The 19526-nt window shown below is 68.5% G+C and carries 16 protein-coding genes; 10 read left to right on the forward strand and 6 right to left on the reverse strand.

Features of this window, described 5'->3' with window-relative positions:
• Positions 1–15: 15 nt before the first annotated feature.
• Genes DK459_RS28760 through DK459_RS28770 form a run of 3 tightly spaced genes read right to left on the reverse strand, consistent with a single transcriptional unit; the run spans position 16 to position 5700 of the window.
• Positions 16–3201, reverse strand: coding sequence for a CusA/CzcA family heavy metal efflux RND transporter (locus tag DK459_RS28760; protein ID WP_024067473.1), 3186 nt, complete (start codon positions 3199–3201; stop codon positions 16–18).
• Between the two features lie 16 nt (positions 3202–3217).
• Entirely contained in the window at positions 3218–4432 is a 1215-nt protein-coding gene (locus tag DK459_RS28765; protein ID WP_024067474.1) for an efflux RND transporter periplasmic adaptor subunit, read from the reverse strand.
• A gap of 14 nt (positions 4433–4446) precedes the next feature.
• Positions 4447–5700, reverse strand: a complete 1254-nt coding sequence (locus DK459_RS28770; RefSeq protein WP_054473341.1) for a TolC family protein — start codon at positions 5698–5700, stop codon at positions 4447–4449.
• A 252-nt stretch (positions 5701–5952) separates the two neighbouring features.
• Here DK459_RS28770 and DK459_RS28775 point away from each other — a divergent pair, with 252 nt between their 5' ends.
• The 6 genes from DK459_RS28775 (at position 5953) to DK459_RS28800 (ending at position 11175) form a co-directional block, all read left to right on the forward strand.
• Complete coding sequence (locus DK459_RS28775; RefSeq protein ID WP_006387256.1) at positions 5953–6294, forward strand: DUF4148 domain-containing protein; 342 nt, start codon at positions 5953–5955, stop codon at positions 6292–6294.
• A gap of 176 nt (positions 6295–6470) precedes the next feature.
• Entirely contained in the window at positions 6471–7160 is a 690-nt protein-coding gene (locus DK459_RS28780) for a heavy metal response regulator transcription factor (RefSeq protein WP_020925543.1), read from the forward strand.
• Positions 7160–8500: a heavy metal sensor histidine kinase gene (locus tag DK459_RS28785; RefSeq protein WP_024067476.1), complete on the forward strand. Its 1341-nt coding sequence runs from the start codon at positions 7160–7162 to the stop codon at positions 8498–8500. Before DK459_RS28780 ends, DK459_RS28785 begins: the two co-directional genes overlap by 1 nt.
• A 96-nt stretch (positions 8501–8596) precedes the next feature.
• On the forward strand, positions 8597–8965 hold the full coding sequence (locus DK459_RS28790) for a hypothetical protein (RefSeq protein ID WP_227740117.1): 369 nt from the start codon (positions 8597–8599) through the stop codon (positions 8963–8965).
• 30 nt (positions 8966–8995) lie between these two features.
• On the forward strand, positions 8996–9994 hold the full coding sequence (locus DK459_RS28795) for a putative lipopolysaccharide glycosyltransferase (RefSeq protein ID WP_024067478.1): 999 nt from the start codon (positions 8996–8998) through the stop codon (positions 9992–9994).
• Entirely contained in the window at positions 9994–11175 is a 1182-nt protein-coding gene (locus tag DK459_RS28800; RefSeq protein WP_024067479.1) for a glycosyltransferase family 4 protein, read from the forward strand. Before DK459_RS28795 ends, DK459_RS28800 begins: the two co-directional genes overlap by 1 nt.
• Here DK459_RS28800 and DK459_RS28805 read toward each other — a convergent pair.
• The 3 genes from DK459_RS28805 to DK459_RS28815 form a co-directional block, all read right to left on the reverse strand.
• The gene (locus DK459_RS28805; RefSeq protein WP_110135215.1) at positions 11163–13088 is read right to left on the reverse strand and encodes a bifunctional UDP-sugar hydrolase/5'-nucleotidase; all 1926 of its coding nucleotides are present in this window, start codon (positions 13086–13088) and stop codon (positions 11163–11165) included. The genes DK459_RS28800 and DK459_RS28805 overlap by 13 nt on opposite strands.
• Before the next feature lie 168 nt (positions 13089–13256).
• Positions 13257–14366, reverse strand: a complete 1110-nt coding sequence (locus DK459_RS28810) for an S-(hydroxymethyl)glutathione dehydrogenase/class III alcohol dehydrogenase (protein WP_006387263.1) — start codon at positions 14364–14366, stop codon at positions 13257–13259.
• Between the two features lie 26 nt (positions 14367–14392).
• Positions 14393–14683 carry a metal/formaldehyde-sensitive transcriptional repressor gene (locus DK459_RS28815; RefSeq protein ID WP_006387264.1) on the reverse strand — a complete coding sequence of 97 codons (291 nt, stop codon included), beginning with the start codon at positions 14681–14683 and terminating at the stop codon, positions 14393–14395.
• 131 nt (positions 14684–14814) lie between these two features.
• Between DK459_RS28815 and hutC the strand changes: the two genes are divergently transcribed.
• The 4 genes from hutC (at position 14815) to DK459_RS28835 (ending at position 19504) form a co-directional block, all read left to right on the forward strand.
• Positions 14815–15558, forward strand: a complete 744-nt coding sequence (gene hutC, locus DK459_RS28820) for a histidine utilization repressor (RefSeq protein WP_172965872.1) — start codon at positions 14815–14817, stop codon at positions 15556–15558.
• Positions 15555–16175 (forward strand): HutD family protein, encoded by a 621-nt coding sequence (locus DK459_RS28825; protein ID WP_054441369.1) that lies wholly within the window; start codon positions 15555–15557, stop codon positions 16173–16175. Before hutC ends, DK459_RS28825 begins: the two co-directional genes overlap by 4 nt.
• A 143-nt stretch (positions 16176–16318) precedes the next feature.
• Complete coding sequence (hutU, locus tag DK459_RS28830; protein ID WP_006387267.1) at positions 16319–18010, forward strand: urocanate hydratase; 1692 nt, start codon at positions 16319–16321, stop codon at positions 18008–18010.
• A gap of 69 nt (positions 18011–18079) precedes the next feature.
• Positions 18080–19504: a cytosine permease gene (locus DK459_RS28835; RefSeq protein ID WP_110135216.1), complete on the forward strand. Its 1425-nt coding sequence runs from the start codon at positions 18080–18082 to the stop codon at positions 19502–19504.
• Positions 19505–19526: the final 22 nt, after the last annotated feature.

The raw sequence follows: 19526 nt of genomic DNA on the forward strand, positions 1-19526 counted from the left end.
CATGACCCCGTCGGTTCATCCGGCGGCGGGCCGTTCCTGGCGTTGCGCTTCGCTTTCCGCCAGCTCCGCCTCCTCGGCATCCTTGCGGTGCATCAGCCGGTACAGCGCCGGCAGCACCAGCAGCGTCAGGATGGTCGAGGAGATGATGCCGCCGATGACCACCGTGGCCAGCGGCCGCTGCACCTCGGCGCCGGTGCCGGTGGCGATCGCCATGGGGACGAAGCCGAGCGAGGCCACCAGCGCGGTCATCAGCACCGGCCGCAGGCGCGTCAGGGCGCCTTCGCGCACCGCCTGGTCGAGCGGCTTGCCGGACTCGCGCAGCGAGCTGATGAACGACAGCAGCACCAGGCCGTTCAGCACCGCCACGCCGCACAGCGCGATGAAGCCCACCGCCGCGGTGATCGACAGCGGAATGCCGCGCAGCCACAGCGAGATGACGCCGCCGGTCAGCGCGAAGGGAATGCCGGTGAACACGATCAGGCCGTCCTTGATGTTGCCGAACATGGCGAACAGCAAGCCGAACACCAGCAGCAGCGCCGCCGGCACCACGATTCGCAGGCGCTGGGCCGCGGACTGCAGCTGTTCGAAGGTGCCGCCCCAGGCGGTCCAGTAGCCGGCCGGGACCTTGATCTTCTCGGCCAGCGCCGCCTCGGCGTCGGCCACGAAGGAGCCCAGGTCGCGGCCGCGCACGTTGGCGCTGACGACGATGCGGCGCTTGCCGTCCTCGCGCGAGATCTGGTTGGGGCCGGGCGCCAGGTCGAAGCTGGCCACCTCGGACAGCGGGATGTAGGCGGTCTGCGCCTGTCCCTCGCTCCTGGGCAGGGCGATGGGCAGCTTGCGCAGCGCCGGGATGCTCTCGCGCACGGCTTCCGGAAGACGCACCACGATGTCGAAGCGGCGGTCGCCCTGGAAGAAGGTGCCGGCTTCGCGGCCGCCGATGGCAATGCCCAGGGTGTCCTGCACGTCGGCCAGGCTCAAGCCGTAGCGGGCGGCGCGGGCGCGGTCGATGTTGACCGTCAGCACCGGCAGGCCGGTGGTCTGCTCGATTTTGACTTCGGAGGCGCCGGGAATGGCCTGCAGTACCTGCGCGACCTCGGCGGCGGAGCGGTTCAGCACGTCGTTGTCGTCGCCGAAGATCTTGACGGCCACGTCGCTGCGCACGCCGGAGATCAATTCGTTGAAGCGCAGCTGGATCGGTTGCGAGAACTCATAGTTGTTGCCCGGCATCTGCGCCGCCTCTTCCTGGATCGCGCGCAGCAGCTCGGCCTGGGTCTTGCGCGGGGCGGGCCATTGATCCTTGGGCTTGAGCATGATGTAGCCGTCGGAGATGTTGGGCGGCATCGGGTCGGAGGCGATCTCGGCGGTGCCGGTGCGGGCGAAGACGCGCTCGATCTCGGGGAATTTCTGCTTCAGCCGGGTTTCCAGCTGCTTCTGCATCTCCAGCGACTGGCTCAGGCTGGTGCCGGGAATGCGCAGCGCCTGGATGGCGATGTCGCCTTCGTTCAGGTTGGGGATGAACTCGCTGCCCATGCGCGAGGCGATCACGCCGCACAGCGCCACGAACAGGGTGGCGCCGGCCAGCACCAGCGGCGTGCGGCGCAGCGCCAGGTCCAGCAGCGGCGCGTAGCGGCGCTTGGCCCACAGCATCAGGCGGTTCTCCTTTTCCGACACCTTCTTGCCGATGAACAGCGCCACCGCCGCCGGCACGAAGGTGACGGACAGGATCATCGCGCCCAGCAGCGCCAGCACCACGGTCAGCGCCATGGGGTGGAACATGCGTCCTTCGACCCCCGTCAACGCGAAGATCGGCAGGTACACCACCATGATGATGAGCTGGCCGAATAGCAGCGGCCGGCGAGCTTCGCGCGCGGCGGCGAACACCTCGTGAAAGCGCTCGCTGCGGCTCAGGGGCCGGCCCTGGTGTTCCTGCGCGTGGCTCAGGCGCCGCACGCAGTTCTCGACGATCACCACGGCGCCGTCGACGATGATGCCGAAGTCCAGCGCGCCCAGGCTCATCAGGTTGGCGCTGACCTTGTACGTGACCATGCCGGTGAAGGTGAACAGCATCGACAGCGGGATCACCATGGCGGTGATCAGCGCGGCGCGGATGTTGCCCAGGAACAGGAACAGAATCACGATCACCAGGGTCGCGCCTTCCAGCAGGTTTTTCTTGACCGTGGCGATGGCCTTGTCGATCAGGTTGCTGCGGTCGTACACGGTGACGGCCTTGATGCCGGGCGGCAGGGTCTTGTTGATGGCGTCGATGCGCGCCGACACCGCCTGCGACACCGAGCGGCTGTTTTCGCCGATCAGCATGAACACCGTGCCCAGCACCACTTCCTGGCCGTTGTCGGTGGCGGCGCCGGTGCGCAGTTCGCGGCCGATGCTGACGTCGGCCACGTCGCGGATGCGGATGGCCTGGCCGTCGACGGCGGTCAGCACCACGTCGCAGATGTCGTCGATGGAGCGCACCTGGCCCGGCGCGCGGATCAGGTACTGCTCGCCCTTGCGCTCGATGTAGCCGGCGCCGACGTTGGCGTTGTTGCGGTCCAGCGCCGCCATGATGTCGGTCAGGGACAGGCCATAGGACGCGAGCCGCTCGGTGTTGGGCGCCACCTGGTATTCCTTGGCGAAGCCGCCGATCGAGTTGATCTCGGTGACGCCGGTGATGTTGCGCAGCTGCGGCTTGATGACCCAGTCCTGGATTTCGCGCAGGTCCGTGGGAGTGTAGGGGCTGCCGTCGTCCTTCTTCGCGCCTGGCTCGGCCTCCACTGTCCACAGGTAGATCTCGCCCAGGCCGGTGGAGATCGGGCCCATGGTCGGCGTGATGCCCTCGGGCAGGCTTTCCTTGGCCTCCTGCAGCCGCTGGTTGACCAGCTGGCGCGCGAAATAGATGTCGGTGCCGTCCTTGAAGATCACCGTCACCTGCGACAGGCCGTAGCGCGACAGCGAGCGCGTCTGCTGCAACCCGGGCAGGCCGGCCATGACGGTCTCGATCGGATAGGTGATCCGCTGTTCGGTTTCGAGCGGCGAATAGCCGGGCGCGCCGACGTTGATCTGCACCTGCACATTGGTGATGTCCGGCACGGCGTCGATGGCCAGCCGGGTGTAGTTGTAGACCCCGATGGCGGCAACGCTCAGGGTGACGAAAAGGACCAGCCACCGTTGCTCGATGGCGAAGCGGATCAGGCGTTCGAACATGTCTGGATGCTCCGGCTCAGTGCGCGTGGCTGGCGCTGGCCTTGCCCTGCTCGGCCTTCAGCACGAAGGCGTTGCGCGCGACATAGCGGGTGCCGGCGGCCAGGCCCGACAGCACTTCGACCTGCTCGCCGGAGGCGCGGCCGAGCTTGACCGGCTGCGCCAGGAAGCCGCCCGGCGCTTCGACGTACACCACCGATTCGTTCTCGACCGTCTGGACCGCGTCGGCCGCCACCGCCACCGGCACGTCGGCGCTGCTGGTGACCACGTTGACGGAGACGAACAGCCCCGGACGCCAGGCCATGTCGGGGTTGTCGAGCGTGACCCGGGCCGTGGCCGTGCGGGTCTGCTGGCCAAGCAGCGAGCCGATGTACGACACCTTGCCGCGGGCCTGGCCGGAGAAGGCCGCCGAGGCGACGCTGGCGGTTTCGCCCACGCGCACGTCCTGCAGGTCCTTGGGCGCGATCACGAACTCGGCCCAGACGGTGCGCAGGTCCGACAGCGTGAAGATGCTGGCGGTGTCGGCCAGCGCCTCGCCCAGGGCGATGTGTTTTTCGACCACCACGCCATCGAACGGCGCGCGGATCTCCAGCCGGCTCAGGTCCTTGGACTGCGGCGGCGCGCCAATGGCCGCCAGCTTCTGCGCGGCGTTCTGCACCGCGATCTGCGCCTCCTGCAGCGCGGTGCGGGCCTGCTGGTAGTCCTGCTCGGCGGATACCTTTTCGCGCCACAGCTTGAGTTCGCGCTGGTGCGTGGCGGCGGCCAGGTCGCGGCGCTTGCTGGCGGCCAGCCATTCGCTGCGCAGTTCCGACAGCGCGGTGCTCGACAGCGCCGCCAGCAGATCGCCCTTCCGGACCTGCTGGCCCAGGTCCGCCGACACCTCCTGCACCACACCGGCCAGCCGCGGCACCACGTGCGCGGTGCGGTCGGCGTTGAATTTGATCTCGCCGGGAAATTGCGCCGCCGTCTCCAGGCGCGCGGGACCGGCCGTTTCGATCCCGAGATCGGCGGCCTGGATCTGCTCGGGACTCAGCGTGATCTTGTCTTCATCATGGTCTTGCGGCGTGGCCGTGCTGTCGGCGGCAACGCGCGTATCGGAGCCGGCGGGGGCCTGGCCGTGCCCGGCATCGGCCAGGGCCGGCCCTGGCAGGGCCAGCGCCAGCAGGCAGGCGGCGGACAGGGCGACGGCCAGCGCCGGACGGGTAAAGGCGGAAAGCGCGGTATGCATGGTCATGGGGAAGGTAGGGTTCAACGTCCGAGAATGCGATCGATGTCCGCCGAAGCCTGATAGGCGCTGGCCAGGACGTTCAGGTAGCCGATGTTTCCTTGCGACAGGGTGCGTTGCGCGTCCAGCACTTCCAGGAAGCTCACCTTGCCGGCCTCGAAGCCTTTGCGGGCGCTGTCGTAGGCTTCGGCGGCGCCGGGCAGCACGGTGGCGCGGTACTCGCGCGCCGAGTTGGCGGCCAGGTCGAATTGCGATACGGATTGCAGCAGGTCGGCGGTCAGGCGCGATTCCAGCTCGCGGTACATGTCCTGCGCCTTGTACGACTGCATCGTGGCCGAGTAGACGTTGCCCTGGTTGCGGTCGAACAGCGGCAGCGGGATCGCCACGCCGAACTGCGCCTTGTTGCGGCCCTGCTCGTTGTCGCGGGCGACGCCGGCGCTCAGGGTGATGTCCGGATAGCGCTTGCTTTTCTCGACTTCCAGCTGCGCCCGGCCCATTTCGACCGAGAGGCGCCCCGCCTCCATGCGCGGCGACGTGGCCAGCGCGGCCCGCAGGTCGTCGATGGCTTCGCGCCGCGGCAGCGTGCCCAGGTCGGCGCCGACCTGCGCGAAATCCGGCTGCGGCGCGCCCCACAGTTGCCCCAGCTTGCGGCGCGCGGCCTGCAGCGCGCTGTCGGCCGCGCGCGCCTCGATGCGCGAGTTGGCCAGTTCGACGCGGGCCTTGCTGCTTTCCAGCGGCGGCGCCTTGCCGGCCGCGACGCGCCGTTCGGCCAGGCGCAGGGCGCTCTGCGCGATCTCCACGGCGCCCTGCGACACGCGCACGGTTTCCTGCGCCACCGCCACGTCGAAGAAGGCGGCGATGACGGCGGCGCGCAGGTCGGCGCGCGCGCTCGACAGGTCGCGCTGGGCAATGTCGCGCGCCAGGCCGGCGGCCTTGACGCGCGCGGCGCGCTTGCCGCCCAGTTCCACCGGCATGCTCAAGGTCGTGGTGGTGGTGCGCGTGGTGCGGCGGTTGTCGTCGATGCCGACCTCGATGCTGGGATTCGGAATGACGCCGGCCTGTGTGAGCTGGCCTTCGCTGGACGCGGCTTCGTTGCGGGCGGCCGCCAGCAGCGGGCTGCGTTCATAGGCGGTCGCCAGCGCCTGTTCCAGCGTCAAAACCTGGCCCGCCGGCATGGCGCGCGGGGAAGGCGTGGGACTGGCGGGGCCGGGCTGGGCCCAGGCCGGCGTGAGGCACAGGGCCGCCGCCAGGGCGAGCGGTATCGGGGATAAACGCATGAGGTCAACCAAGGGAGAGCGCCACGGACTCGGGCTGAGGCAGGCATTGGTGGGCACTCTATCCAACGGTCCTCGTCAGATCCTCGACAGAAAAATGACATTTCCGTAAGGTTCGCGCGCCTTACGAATTCGTAATCGGCGTGTTGGCGAATTGACGCGGTCGCGTCCTTAAAGTGTCTTCACCGCTTGACAGAAGCGTGCAGGCGCGGCGCTCCAGCCGCCCCGGCAAGTCACTGAAACTGGGAGACCCTCATGAAGCAACGCATTGTCACCACCCTCGCCCTGTGCGGCGCCCTGGCCGTGCCGGCCCTGGCCAGCGCCAACAGCACCTGGCACCAGACCAATACCGAGATCGGCTACAGCATCGCGCCGGATCACGCCACCGGTGGCAAGACCGGCGAACAGGTGGCCAACGAACTGGCCGCCGCCAAGGCCGACAAGCGGCAGTGGTTCTTCCTGACCTACAACAACCTGGCCAAGCCGGGCTGGGCCAAGCAGGGCACGTCGCGCACCCGCGCCGATGCGCTGGCGGAAGTCGAGGCGATGACGCCAGCCGAGCGCGCCCGCCTGGACGCGATCTACACGCCGGGTTGATCGGACCCTTGCCCTTGCCTGCCGCCATCGGCGGCAGAGCCGGCCAGGCGACCGCCGACCGCGACCCGCCGTCCCGCGCCCTGGCGCCAGGACGGCGGACGCCGTTGCCCGCCGTCGCGCACGTAGAATAGGGTGGCGACGCGTCGCGGTTCGTCCCTCTTTCCATTCGGGGCCCCATGAAAATACTGGTCATTGAAGACGAAAAAAAACTCGCTGAGTACCTGCGCCGCGCGCTGACCGAACACAGCTATGTGGTCGATGTGGCGATGGACGGCGTCAGCGGCCTGCACCTGGCGCGCGAAAGCCAGTACGACCTGATCCTGCTGGACGTGATGCTGCCGGGCATGGATGGCTTTTCCGTCCTGCACGAACTGCGCAAGACCGACCGCGTGCCGGTGCTGATGCTGACCGCGCGCGACAAGCTGGAGGACCGCGTCAAGGGCCTGCGTGACGGCGCCGACGATTACCTGGCCAAGCCGTTCGCCCTGTCCGAACTGCTGGCGCGGGTGCTGGCGCTGGGACGCCGCAGCGGCCACAACGTGGCCGAGGCCGGCGGCCAGAACGTGCTGCGCATCGGCGACCTGGAACTCGACCTGCTGCGCCGGCGCGCCTACCGCGCCGGCACGCGGCTGGACCTGACGGCCAAGGAATTCACCTTGCTGGCGCTGCTGATGCGCAAGCAGGGCGAAGTGCTGTCGCGGCTGGAACTGGCCGAGCAGGTCTGGGACATCAATTTCAACAGCAATACCAATGTGGTGGAAGTGGCGGTGCGGCGCCTGCGCGGCAAGGTCGACGACCCCTTCGAGAAGAAGCTGCTGCACACCGTGCGCGGCATGGGCTACGTGCTGGAAACGCGGGACGACTGATGCCGGCGCCGCGCCCCAGATCATTGCGCCGCTGGCTCACGCGCTGGCTGGCGATCCTGACGTTCGCCGGCCTGGGGCTGGTGTGCGTCGCGGTCTATTGGGCCACCAACCGCAATCTGTCGATCCGCCAGGAAGCGCTGCTGGCGCAGAAGATGGAGGTGATCAGGCACCTGGTCGAGGAGAACGCGGCCAAGGGCGATTCGGCCTCGCTGCGCCACAAGCTCGAGGACTTCTTCTACGGCCGGCCCGATTTTTCGCTGGCGCTGGAGATCGATGGCGCCAGGGTGGTCTATGGCGGGCCGGGCGATGGCGAGGCCGGCCATGGCCGCCATATCAATTTCGCGTTGCCGGTGCCCGGATCGCCGGGCGGTTCGACGAATGCCGAACTGGTGCTGGACATCACGTCGGACCTGCATCTGCGCGCGGCCCTGGCGTGGACGCTGCTCGCCTGCGCCTTGGCCGGCGCCATCGTCGTGTCGGCGATTGGCACGCGATTGGTGCGGCGGGCGCTGGCGCCGATCGACGAACTGGGCCGGCAGGCTGCCCGCCTTTCGCCCGACCGCATCGGCGAGCGGCTCGACGAAAGCCAACAGGCCGAAGAGATCCGGCCATTGGTGCACCAGTTCAACGCCGTGCTGCAGCGGCTGGAGCGGGCCTACGTGCAGATGGAGGGGTTCAACGCCGACGTCGCGCACGAATTGCGCACGCCGCTGGCCACGCTGATCGGCGAGACCGAGCTGGCGCTCAGCGGCAAGCGGCCGGAGGCGGTGCTGCGCGATATCCTGGGATCGAACCTGGAGGAATTGCAGCGCCTGTCGGGCATCGTCAACGACATGCTGTTCCTGTCGCAGGCGGACCGCGGCGCGCAGGCGCGCGGCAGCTGGACGGCAAGCCTGGCGCAGGTGCTGTCGGAGGTGGCGGACTACCACGAGGCCGAGGCCATGGATGCCGATCTGTCGTTCGCGGTATCGGGCGAAGCCGCGGCGCATGTCGACCGGCCGCTGCTGCAGCGAGCGGTATCCAACCTGGTGTCCAACGCCGTGCGCTATGCGCACCGCGGCACGCGCATCGACCTGCTGATCGATCGTGGTGATGAAGGCATCCGCATCGCGGTGCGCAATCACGGTGATCCCATCGGCCAGGAGCATCTGCCGCGGCTGTTCTACCGCTTCTATCGCATGGAAACCGCGCGCGTGTTCGATGCCAACCACCATGGGTTGGGCCTGGCCATCGTTGCGGCCATCGCGCGCATGCATGGCGGCAGGCCGTTCGCGTGTTCCGAGGGTGGCGTCATCACCATCGGATTCTGGATCGCGGACCGCAACATTACAGAAAACTAATCTTCCCGTGCGGATTCTGTCGCAACGCGTTGCCTAGACTGCTCCTGTTCCCCGCCGCGCCGGTTGGCGGCGCGGGGTGGACGCCTGGGAGCGCTCATGCAGCGATCGAATCGGGCGGCGTGGGCCGCCATATTGGTGGCCGGCCTGGCGGTCGCGATGCCGGTGGCGGCGGCGCAGCCAGCGGCCAGCCCACGCGCGCCGACGGCGCTGGCGGGCGAATGCGAACTGCCGGACTCGACGCGCGAGGCATACGCCGCGCGCCAGGCGCGGGGCGAGGTCACGCGCGCCCAGGTGCGGGCGCAGGTCGAGGTGTGGCGCGCATCCGGCATGGCGCAGCTGTCTCGCGCGCGGCCGTTGCCCGACGTCTACAGCGAACGCTATCGGCAGCACTATGCGGCCTATGCGCAGATGCGAAACGGTCCGGCCTACGCGCAGGCGTTGTGCCAGGAGCTGGGCAATGAGTGAGCGCGGCCCTTGTCACGGCGCGCGCCGACCATGAAGCGCCCACTGCTATCGCGACTGTTGTCGAGCCGGCCCCTGGCCAAGGGGTTGCGGATGCTCTATCGCCACACGCGGCCACCGGCCCAGCGCCACAACGCCGTGCTGTGGCCCTTTGTGCGGGTGCAACGCGATCCGGCCGGCCGCCTGTCGGGCTGCGCGTTGCGGGGCGCGACAGGTCCGGGCCTGTTGCCGCTGGCCATGGTGGCGCGGCGCATCACGGCCGCGGCGCACCTGATCCTCAGCGGCCCGTCGGTGGCCCGCATCGACTACGACCAATGCGTGCTGGAGACGGTGATGGGCGTGAATGGCTCGATTGCGCTGCGCCAGAGGCACCCCGGCTTGCGCTTCGACTACTACGCCATGCTGGATGCGGGATTCGTGCGCCGCCGCCGCGACCTGGTGGCGCAGGTGCTGTCGCAGGACCTGCTGTTGTTCGTCACCCCCGAGGTCTATCGCTGGATCGCGTTCCTGTTCGATGCGCGGCGGATACGGTGTTCCATCGCGCTGTTCGAGGAGGTGCACCAGCGGGCCCAACAACCGCGCGCCGACCCGGATGCGCTGGCGCGTGAACTGGAAGGCGATGCCGGGTTGGTGCTGTTCGATGCCCACCATCCGGAACATGCGCACGGCTTCAGCCTCGACCCGCCTCGCGGGCTGTTCGGCGGAGGCACGGTGGCGTACACCGCGCTGCAGCTGCTTGCCTGGCTGGGCGCGCCCACGGTGTATCTGCATGGCCTGGACCTGACGAGCGCGGCGGGGCCGCGCTTCTATGAGCATGGCGGCGCGGCGCTGGCGACGGCGCTGGACCGGCAATTCGACGGGCACATCGAGCCGGCATTTCGCCGCGCGGCCGCCCTGCTCGCGGCGCGCGGCGTCAAGGTCTACAACCTGTCCGAGGCCAGCCGCCTGGGGCCGGACGTATTCGAGAAGCGGCACTGGCGCTGCCTGCTGCCACCCGGGACGGCCACGGGAACGTTTGCGGAATCCGATTGATGAAGATCCTCTATACCAATTTCCACCAGGGCGACGGCGGCGGCCATACGACCTACGTCATTTCGCTGGCGCGCATGCTCAGCGGAAAGGCCGACATCACCATTGCCGCGCCATGCGGCAGCCGCCTGCTGGATGAAGCCGGCGCCCTGCCCGGCGTGCGCGCGATCGCGCTGCAGTTCAAGGGCGCGCCCGCCCGGCAATGGCGCGCGCTGCGGCAGTTGCGCGCGCTGCTGCGGGCCGAGGCATTCGACGTGGTCCACGTCAATGGTTCGGCGGACCACCGTCTGTGCATGCTGGCGTCGATGGGCATGGGGCCGTTGCGTCCGTTCATGGTCTATACCCAGCACAACGGCCGCCATCCGCGCAGTCTTGGCACGCGGCTGCGGGCCGGGCTGGCGACCGACCGGGTCATCTGCGTCAGCCAGCATACCTTCGACGGCATGCGTCGTTCGGCGTTCCGGCCGGCGGACCTGCGGCTGGTGCGCAACGGCGTGGATACCCGGCGCTTTCGTCCCGCGTCGCCGCATGAGGCGGCCCTGGCGCGCGAGCAGTTGTTGCCGGCGGCGCTGAGGGGCCGGCTGGTGGTGGGAAGCCAGGCGGGCACCGCGGCCTACAAGAATTGGCTGGATATGGTCGCGGCCGTGGCAATGCTGCCCGAGGCGCAGCGGCGCCAGATCGCCGTCCTGATTGCCGGCCAGCCGCCCAGCGCGGCCGACCTGCAGCGGGTCGACGAGATGGGCATGCGCGACGCGGTGGTCTTCACGGGTTTGCTGCAGGACGTGCGGCCGCTGCTGGCGGCGACGGACCTGGGCTTCGTGCTGTCATCCAGTCTGGAGACGATCTCGTTTGCCTGCCGCGAAATGATGGCGGCCGGCAAGCCCGTCATCGTCAGCGACACGGGCGGGCTGGCCGAGAATGTCGTCAACGGCAGCAGCGGCTGGATCGTTCCGGCCGGCGCGGTGGCGCGCGTGGCGGAGATACTGGCCGATGTCCTGGAAAACCGGATTCTGCTGGACTGGATGGCGGCGGCGGCGCGGCGCAAGGCGGTCAGGGATTTCTCGCTGGAGACCTTCGTGCGCGGCACCGAGCAGGTCTACGCAGAAAGCGGGCGCGCCGCGCTGCCGCGCCAGGACCTGGCCCCCGCTTGGAGGGGGCCAGGTCCGCAGGCTCATTCGCTGTAGGTCTTGGTGCTGTAGAGGTCGATCGGCAGCAGGTTCAGCACCGGCAGGCCGGACACGGGGTCCTTGGCCTGCCTGTCGATGTAGGCCTGCAGCACGTCGGCATCCAGCACGCCGATGTCCTGGCGCCGCGCCGCCGGCACGTTGGCGAGAGTCTTGTAGCCGTCGCCGCCGGTGGCGTTGAAGCTCAGGACGAACAGCTTGTAGGTGCGGTTCAGGTCCAGCGGCAGCCAGTTGCCGCTGGCGTTGTCGCGCACCTCGATGTTCGACACGCGGCTGCCCTGGGCCAGGGCCGCATTCACATCCCAGCGCAGGCCGCCCGCGTACGGGTAGGGGCCGGTGGAGCCGCCGGGGCCGTAGACCGCCTGCATCCCGTCTTCCAGCATGCTCTTGACCTCGGCGCCGGTGACATCCAGGCGCCACAGCATGTTGCCGAACGGAACCACCTCGATCACGTTGGCCGCGGTCACGTTGCCCAGCAGCGGCACGCGCACCCCGCCGCCGCTTTGCAGCGAGATATCGGCGCCGCCATAGTTGGCATTGGCCACTTCCAGGTAGGCCTGCGCGACGAGTTGCTGGATGTCGCCACCGTGCAGGCTGACGTTGCCGAGCGTGTTGCAGGCGACGCTGGAGCGGCCGTAGTCGCGCGAGCCGGGGCCGCCGGGGACGCGCCGCGAGCACAGCTCCTGCGGCACCGTCGCCACCAGGCTGGCGCTGAACGCGTCGACCTTGGCCTTGAAGGGTTGCAGCACGGCCGTGGCCTGCGCGTCCGGGGCCTGCACGCGCAGGAAGCCGCTGGCGGCCGCGTCGGCCACGATGGCGGCCTGGTCGGCCGAGGCGGGCGCGGCCCCGCCGATCTTGAAGGTGTCGCCCATCAGCACGTGGGGCGTGCCGGCGCAGGCGGTCACATCGCCATTCGCGTCGAAGCTCACCTTCAGTTCGCCGACCACCTGTGAGTATTCCCAGGCCTGCACCAGGCAGACGAGCTTGCCGTCCTTGTTGCGCAGTTCGGTGGGGTACGCGCCGGCGGGCGAGCCGACGCCATAGGTGGACAGCGCGGCCGGGCCCAGCAGGGTGTGCGAGTCGCCGCCGACCACCACATCCACGCCGCTCAGGTTGGGAATGATCCGCTTGTCGTAGTCATAGCCGATGTGGCTCATCACCACGATCTTGTTGACGCCTTGCGCGCGCAGGGCGTCGATCTGCTGCTGCGCGGCGGCGGTTTCGTCGGAGAACAACGTGCCGGGGTCGGGGCTGGACGACTGCTGCGTCTTGTTGGCGATGGTCAGGCCGACCAGGCCGATGGGCTGGCCGTCGCGTTGCAGCACGATGGATGGCTTGACCATGCCGGGCGCGCGCGACGGATTCAAGGCCGAGTTGGCGCCGAAGGTGACGTTGGCGCTGAGCACCGGCGTCTGGCATGTGCCGGCGTGCAGCAGTTCGACGAAGCGCTTCAGGCCGCTGTCGCCCTTGTCGAACTCATGGTTGCCCAGCGTCATGGCATCGAAGCAGACCGTGTTCATCAGGGCGGCGTCGGCCTCGCCCGGTTCGCCGGCGCGATTGAAGTAGAGCGTGCCGGTGGTGGCGTCGCCGGCATGCAGCTTGAGCACGTTGGGCGCCTGCGCGGACAGCGCCTGGAAGGCGGCCGTCACGCGCGGGAAGCCGCCGATCTCGGCATTGACCGTGACGCGCGAACCCGCGGCGTTCAGCAGCTTCAGGTCTTTTTTCTTGCTGTCCAGGTTGGAATGATGATCGTTGATGTGCAGGATCGTCAGTTCCATCGGCCGGCTGGCGACCGGCGCGGGATTCGGCGCCGGGCTGGCCGGCGTGTCGTCATCGTCGCTGCCCCCGCAACCGGCCAGCAGCGCCACCAGGCTCAATGCGGCCGCGCCGGCCGTCCTCTTCCACGTGATCATTCGCGAGCATCCCTCTGTCTTCGGAGGGCGCATGGTCGCGGGCCGAGATGACGTGAAGATGAATGACAGGCCTGTCACATCGATCGTGGCGGCTGTCGCGGATCTGTCATGCAAAAGAAGCGGGCCCGGCGCGCAAACGCCGGGCCCGCGGGGACGTCGGTCGGCGCGTCAGTAGTGGATCACGGTACGGATCGACTTGCCTTCATGCATCAGGTCGAAGGCCTCGTTGATGCGGTCCAGCGGCAGCGTGTGCGTGACGAACGGGTCCAGGTCGATCTTGCCGCTCATCGCGTCCTCGACCATGCCGGGCAGCTGGGTGCGGCCCTTGACGCCGCCGAAGGCCGAACCGCGCCAGACGCGGCCGGTGACCAGCTGGAAGGGGCGCGTGCTGATTTCCTGGCCGGCGCCGGCCACGCCGATGATGATGCTCTCGCCCCAGCCCTTGTGGCAGCATTCGAGCGCGGCGCGCATCACGTGCACGTTGCCGATGCACTCGAACGAGAAGTCCACGCCGCCGTCGGTGAGTTCGACGATGACCTCCTGGATCGGCTTGTCGTGGTCCTTGGGGTTGATGCAGTCGGTGGCGCCCATGGCGCTGGCCAGCACGAACTTGTTGGGGTTGGTGTCGACCGCGATGATGCGGCCGGCCTTGGCCTGCACCGCGCCCTGGATCACCGCCAGGCCGATGCCGCCCAGGCCGAACACGGCCACGGTGTCGCCTTCCTTGACCTTGGCGGTGTTGTGCACCGCGCCCAGGCCGGTGGTGACGCCGCAGCCCAGCAGGCAGACCTTCTCGTGCGGCGCGGCCGGGTTGATCTTGGCCAGCGAGATCTCGTTGACCACGGTGTATTCGCTGAAGGTCGAGCAGCCCATGTAGTGGTAGAGCGGCTTGCCCTCGTAGCTGAAGCGCGAGGTGCCGTCGGGCATCACGCCCTTGCCCTGGGTGGCGCGCACTTTCTGGCACAGGTTGGTCTTGCCCGACAGGCAGAACTTGCACTCACGGCATTCGGCCGTGTAGAGCGGAATGACGTGATCGCCCGGCTTGAGCGAGGTCACGCCTTCGCCGACCTCGACCACCACGCCGGCGCCTTCATGGCCCAGCACGGCGGGGAACAGGCCTTCGGGGTCGTCGCCGCTCAGGGTGAAGGCGTCGGTGTGACAGACGCCCGTGTGGGTGATCTGCACCAGCACTTCGCCGCGTTGGGGCGGCGCGACGTCGATTTCAACGATTTCCAGCGGCTTGCCAGGGCCGAATGCGACGGCGGCGCGTGATTTCATGGGAGGCTCCAGAAGGTCGGATGGGGTTATTTGAGGTAAGAGCGGACGATGCGCATGACCTGGTCGATTTCCGCTTCGGGTTCGAGCGTGGCGCCGGATCGTCCGCCCTGGGCGGATTGCAGGAAGGTTTCGCGCAGATGGCTTTCGAGCACTTCGGCCATCAGTCCCGTGGCCGCGCCGCGCAGGGCGGCCAGCTGTTGCAGCAGCGCGCCGCATTCCGTGCCTTCGTTGACGGCGCGCTCCAGCGCCAGCGCCTGGCCCTGGATGCGGCGCAGGCGCGTGGTGACGCGCTTTTTCTCTGCGGGGGAATGGGGCACGGCGGGCTCCGGTATATACAGGGGGGGAGTATACGCGGACATCGCCAGGACGTCCAGCGCGGGCCGCCTGTCTGTACATGTCTAGGGCCCTATAATCGCCATTCGTCCAACGGCACGACACAGGATTACACGTGGCCTCTCACCCGCCTCGCTTGCCGCCCCAGGCCAGCGCCCTGCCGGCGCCACTTTATGCGCAGCTCAAGCAGATGATCGCGCAGCAGATCCGTACCGGCGCGTGGCCGGCGCATTACCGCGTGCCGTCGGAAAGCGAGCTGGTGCAGGAACTGGGTTATTCCCGCATGACGGTCAACCGGGCGTTGCGCGAGCTGACGGCCGAAGGCCTGCTGGTGCGGATGCAGGGCGTGGGCACGTTCGTGGCCCAGCCCAAGGCCCGGTCGGCGCTGTTCTCCGTCAACAACATCGCCGACGAGATCACGGCGCGCGGCCATCGGCACCACAGCCGCGTGGTGCGCCTGGTCGAGGAGCCGGCGGGCAGCGAGCAGGCGGCGGCGCTCGACATCCGCGAAGGCCAGCCGGTGTTCCATTCGCTCATCGTGCACTTCGAAGACGATGTGCCGATCCAGCTCGAAGACCGTTACGTCAACGTGCGGCTGGCGCCCGACTATCTCAAGCAGGACTTCACCCAGCACACCCCCTATGAATATCTGACGCGGGTGGCGCCGTTGACCGAGGGCGAGCACGTGGTGGAAGCCATCGTCGCCAAGCCGCGCGAGTGCCAGCTGCTGCAGATCGACCGTAGCGAACCCTGCCTGCTGATCCGCCGCCGCACCTGGTCGGGCGAGCGCGCGGTCACGCTGGCGCGCCTGATCCATCCCGGATCGCGCCACCGCCTCGAAGGAAAATTCACCACATGATTTCGCATGACGTGCGCCTGTACCGGGCACAAGACTATCCCCGCATGCCCTGGCGCAATGGCGGCGGCACCACCCAGGAAGTGGCCTGCAACGATGGCGGCAGCACGAGCGCGTTCGAATGGCGCCTGTCTATCGCCGACGTGGCGCAGGACGGCGGCTTTTCGCTGTTCAGCGGCCTGCAGCGCATCATCACGGTGCTGGAAGGCGCCGGCATCGCGCTGACCGTCGACGGCCGCGCGCAGCCGCCGCTGCGGCCGCGCGAGGCCTACGCCTTTTCCGGCGATGCCGCCGTCGATTGCCGGCTGCTGGACGGCCCCATCCGCGATTTCAACCTGATCTACTCCCCGCGCCATTACCGCGCCCGCCTGCAATGGATCGGCGCCGCGCGGCACTGGCGTTTCCACAGCGCGGCCAGCACCGTGCTGCTGCTGAACGCGGGCGGGCCGCTGACGGTGTGGCGCGACGGCCAGCCGCTGCCAGCGCCGGCGCGCTATGACTGCCTGCACATCGAGCGTACCGCGCTCGATGCGCAGCGCGACGGCCTGGCCGAATTCCGGCTGGAAGCCCCCGGCGCGCTGGACGCCTGCCTGATCGAACTGCAGCCGCGCCGGGGCTGAACGCTGCGGCCCGGTTTCGGCCGGGAATGCGGGAAATCCCTGATCGGTGAAACGGTCTTACAAGCTTGTATATACAAGCATAGGCATCCTATGATTCCGGCAACAGGTCGCGCGTCAATGCACGACGCGCCAGGCCCCGGATCATGGAGACTGCCTTGGAAAAATCGAACCGATACCGCGATGTCGAGATCCGCGCCCCGCGCGGCAACCAGCTGACGGCCAAGAGCTGGCTGACCGAGGCGCCGCTGCGCATGCTGATGAACAATCTCGACCCGGAGGTGGCCGAGAACCCGAAGGAATTGGTGGTGTATGGCGGCATTGGCCGCGCCGCGCGCGACTGGGACTGCTACGACCGTATCGTCGAGACGCTCAAGCGCCTGGAGGCGGACGAAACCCTGCTGGTGCAGTCGGGCAAGCCGGTGGGCGTGTTCAAGACCCACGCCAACGCGCCGCGCGTGCTGATCGCCAACTCCAACCTGGTGCCGCACTGGGCCACGTGGGAACACTTCAACGAACTCGACGCCAAGGGCCTGGCCATGTATGGCCAGATGACCGCCGGCAGCTGGATCTACATCGGCAGCCAGGGCATCGTGCAGGGCACCTACGAGACCTTCGTCGAGGCCGGCCGCCAGCACTACGGCGGCGATCTCGGCGGCCGCTGGGTGCTCACCGCCGGCCTGGGCGGCATGGGCGGCGCGCAACCGCTGGCCGCGACGCTGGCCGGCGCCTGCTCGCTGAACATCGAGTGCCAGCAGGCCAGCATCGACTTTCGCCTGCGCACCCGCTATGTGGACGAGCAGGCCACCGACCTGGATGACGCCCTGGCGCGCATCGCCCGCTACACCAGGGAAGGCCGCGCGGTATCGATCGCGCTGTGCGGCAACGCCGCCGAAGTGCTGCCCGAGCTGGTGCGCCGCGGGGTGCGTCCGGACATGGTCACCGACCAGACCAGCGCCCATGACCCGCTCAATGGCTATCTGCCCGCCGGCTGGACCTGGGCCGAGTACCGCGAGCGCGCCCGCAGCGAACCGGCCGCGGTGGTGAAGGCCGCCAAGCAGTCCATGGCCGTGCACGTCAAGGCCATGCTCGCGTTCCAGAAGCAGGGTATCCCGACCTTCGACTACGGCAACAACATCCGCCAGATGGCCAAGGACGAGGGCGTGGCCAATGCCTTCGATTTTCCGGGGTTCGTGCCGGCCTACATCCGCCCGCTGTTCTGCCGCGGCGTGGGCCCGTTCCGCTGGGCCGCGCTGTCGGGCGATCCACAGGACATCTACAAGACCGACGCCAAGGTCAAGGAACTGATTCCCGACGACGCGCACCTGCATCGCTGGCTCGACATGGCGCGCGAGCGCATCCGCTTCCAGGGCCTGCCGGCGCGGATCTGCTGGGTTGGCCTGGGCCAGCGCGCCCGCCTCGGGCTGGCGTTCAACGAGATGGTGCGCAGCGGCGAACTGTCGGCGCCCGTGGTGATCGGCCGCGATCACCTGGATTCCGGCTCGGTGGCCAGCCCCAACCGCGAGACGGAGGCCATGCGCGACGGTTCCGATGCGGTGTCCGACTGGCCATTGCTCAATGCGCTCTTGAATACCGCCGGCGGCGCCACCTGGGTGTCGCTGCACCACGGCGGCGGCGTGGGCATGGGCTTCTCGCAGCACGCGGGCATGGTGATCGTGTGCGACGGCACCGACGCGGCGGCCGAGCGCATCGCGCGGGTGCTGACCAACGACCCGGGCACCGGCGTGATGCGCCATGCCGACGCCGGCTACGACATCGCCATCGACTGCGCCCGCGAGCAAGGGCTGGACCTGCCCATGGTCGATGCCGCGCGCTGAGCCGCCGGCAGGCGGCCTCATCCAGAAGAACCAGGGCGCCGCATGGCGGCGTCCGCAAGGAGACAATGCATGGAGCAGGACAGCGCGGTGCCAAAGGGAACGCTGGTCGAGCGGCGCTCGATCGACTTCATCCCCGAAACGGAGCGCCACGGGCGGCTCTACAGCCAGTTCACGCTGTGGCTGGGCGCCAATCTGCAGATCACCGCCATCGTCACGGGCGCCTTGGCGGTGGTGCTGGGCGGCGACGTATTCTGGTCGCTGGTCGGCCTGTTCGTCGGCCAGGTGTTCGGCGGCGCGGTGATGGCGCTGCACGCGGCGCAGGGCCCCAAACTGGGCCTGCCGCAGATGATCTCGAGCCGGGTGCAGTTCGGGGTCTATGGCGCCGCCATCCCGATCGTGCTGGTGTGCCTGATGTACCTGGGCTTCACCGCCACCGGCACGGTGCTCTCGGGGCAGGCCATCGGCCAGTTGCTGGGGGTGAGCGACAGCGCCGGCATTCTGATATTCGCGGCGGTCATCGTGCTGGTGACGGTGTTCGGCTACCGCATGATCCACATCATCGGCCGCGTGGCCAGCGTGCTGGGCCTGATCGCCTTCGTCTACCTGTTCAGCCGCGTGATCGCGCTGGGCGACGTGGGGCAATTGCTGCAGATCCGTCATTTCAGCTGGGCCTCGTTCCTGCTCGCGGTGTCGCTGGCGGCGTCCTGGCAGATCGCCTATGGCCCGTATGTGGCGGACTACTCGCGCTACCTGCCCAGCCGGACCTCTTCGTTCGGGACCTTCCTGGCGGTCGGCCTGGGTTCCGTGCTGGGCGCGCAGATCGCGATGACGCTGGGGGTGCTGGCGGCGGCCATGGCGGCGGGCCAGTTCGCCGGCCGCGAGGTGGCCTACATCGTCGGCCTGGGCGGCGCCGGCGCCACCGCGGCGGCGCTGTACTTCAGCATCGCGTTCGGCAAGGTCACCATCTCGACGCTGAACTCGTACGGCAGCTTCATGTGCATCGCCACCATCATCAGCGGCTTTCGCGGCCATGTGGATATCTCGCGGCGCCAGCGGCTGGTGTTCGTGCTGTTGATCGTGGGCGCGGCCACGCTGGTCGCCTGGCTGGGCCAGCATTCGTTCCTGAATGCCTTCAAGTCGTTCATCCTGTTCCTGCTGGCGTTCTTCACGCCCTGGAGCGCCGTGAACCTGGTCGACTATTACTTCATCAACCGCGAGCGCTACGATGTGGCGGCGCTGTCCGATCCCGATGGCCGCTACGGCCGCTGGAACTGGCCCGGCATCCTGGTGTATGTGTTCGGCGTGGTGGTGCAGATGCCGTTCATCTCGACCAAGCTCTATACGGGTCCGCTGGTCGCGCGCCTGGGCGGCGTCGATATCTCGTGGATCATCGGCCTGATCGTGCCCGGGCTGCTCTATTACGTTTTCGCCCGCCGCGATCCCCGGCCCGCGCCCTGTCCGGCCCCGGCGCGGCGTGGCGCCGACATCGCCTGACACCGCATCCCGTCCTGGAGAA

Origin of the sequence: Achromobacter sp. RW408, from assembly GCF_003184165.1 — a bacterium.
Lineage (GTDB): Bacteria > Pseudomonadota > Gammaproteobacteria > Burkholderiales > Burkholderiaceae_B > Achromobacter > Achromobacter xylosoxidans.

What these genes read in the sequence shown, in the direction of transcription:
- DK459_RS28765 (WP_024067474.1), bottom strand. Translation starts at nt 4,432, where the DNA reads ATGACCATGCATACCGCGCTTTCCGCCTTTACCCGTCCGGCGCTGGCC.
- DK459_RS28795 (WP_024067478.1), top strand. Translation starts at nt 8,996, where the DNA reads ATGAAGCGCCCACTGCTATCGCGACTGTTGTCGAGCCGGCCCCTGGCC.
- DK459_RS28785 (WP_024067476.1), top strand. Translation starts at nt 7,160, where the DNA reads ATGCCGGCGCCGCGCCCCAGATCATTGCGCCGCTGGCTCACGCGCTGG.
- DK459_RS28800 (WP_024067479.1), top strand. Translation starts at nt 9,994, where the DNA reads ATGAAGATCCTCTATACCAATTTCCACCAGGGCGACGGCGGCGGCCAT.
- DK459_RS28775 (WP_006387256.1), top strand. Translation starts at nt 5,953, where the DNA reads ATGAAGCAACGCATTGTCACCACCCTCGCCCTGTGCGGCGCCCTGGCC.
- DK459_RS28805 (WP_110135215.1), bottom strand. Translation starts at nt 13,088, where the DNA reads ATGATCACGTGGAAGAGGACGGCCGGCGCGGCCGCATTGAGCCTGGTG.
- hutU (WP_006387267.1), top strand. Translation starts at nt 16,319, where the DNA reads ATGGAGACTGCCTTGGAAAAATCGAACCGATACCGCGATGTCGAGATC.
- DK459_RS28780 (WP_020925543.1), top strand. Translation starts at nt 6,471, where the DNA reads ATGAAAATACTGGTCATTGAAGACGAAAAAAAACTCGCTGAGTACCTG.
- DK459_RS28790 (WP_227740117.1), top strand. Translation starts at nt 8,597, where the DNA reads ATGCAGCGATCGAATCGGGCGGCGTGGGCCGCCATATTGGTGGCCGGC.
- DK459_RS28810 (WP_006387263.1), bottom strand. Translation starts at nt 14,366, where the DNA reads ATGAAATCACGCGCCGCCGTCGCATTCGGCCCTGGCAAGCCGCTGGAA.
- DK459_RS28760 (WP_024067473.1), bottom strand. Translation starts at nt 3,201, where the DNA reads ATGTTCGAACGCCTGATCCGCTTCGCCATCGAGCAACGGTGGCTGGTC.
- DK459_RS28835 (WP_110135216.1), top strand. Translation starts at nt 18,080, where the DNA reads ATGGAGCAGGACAGCGCGGTGCCAAAGGGAACGCTGGTCGAGCGGCGC.
- DK459_RS28825 (WP_054441369.1), top strand. Translation starts at nt 15,555, where the DNA reads ATGATTTCGCATGACGTGCGCCTGTACCGGGCACAAGACTATCCCCGC.
- DK459_RS28770 (WP_054473341.1), bottom strand. Translation starts at nt 5,700, where the DNA reads ATGCGTTTATCCCCGATACCGCTCGCCCTGGCGGCGGCCCTGTGCCTC.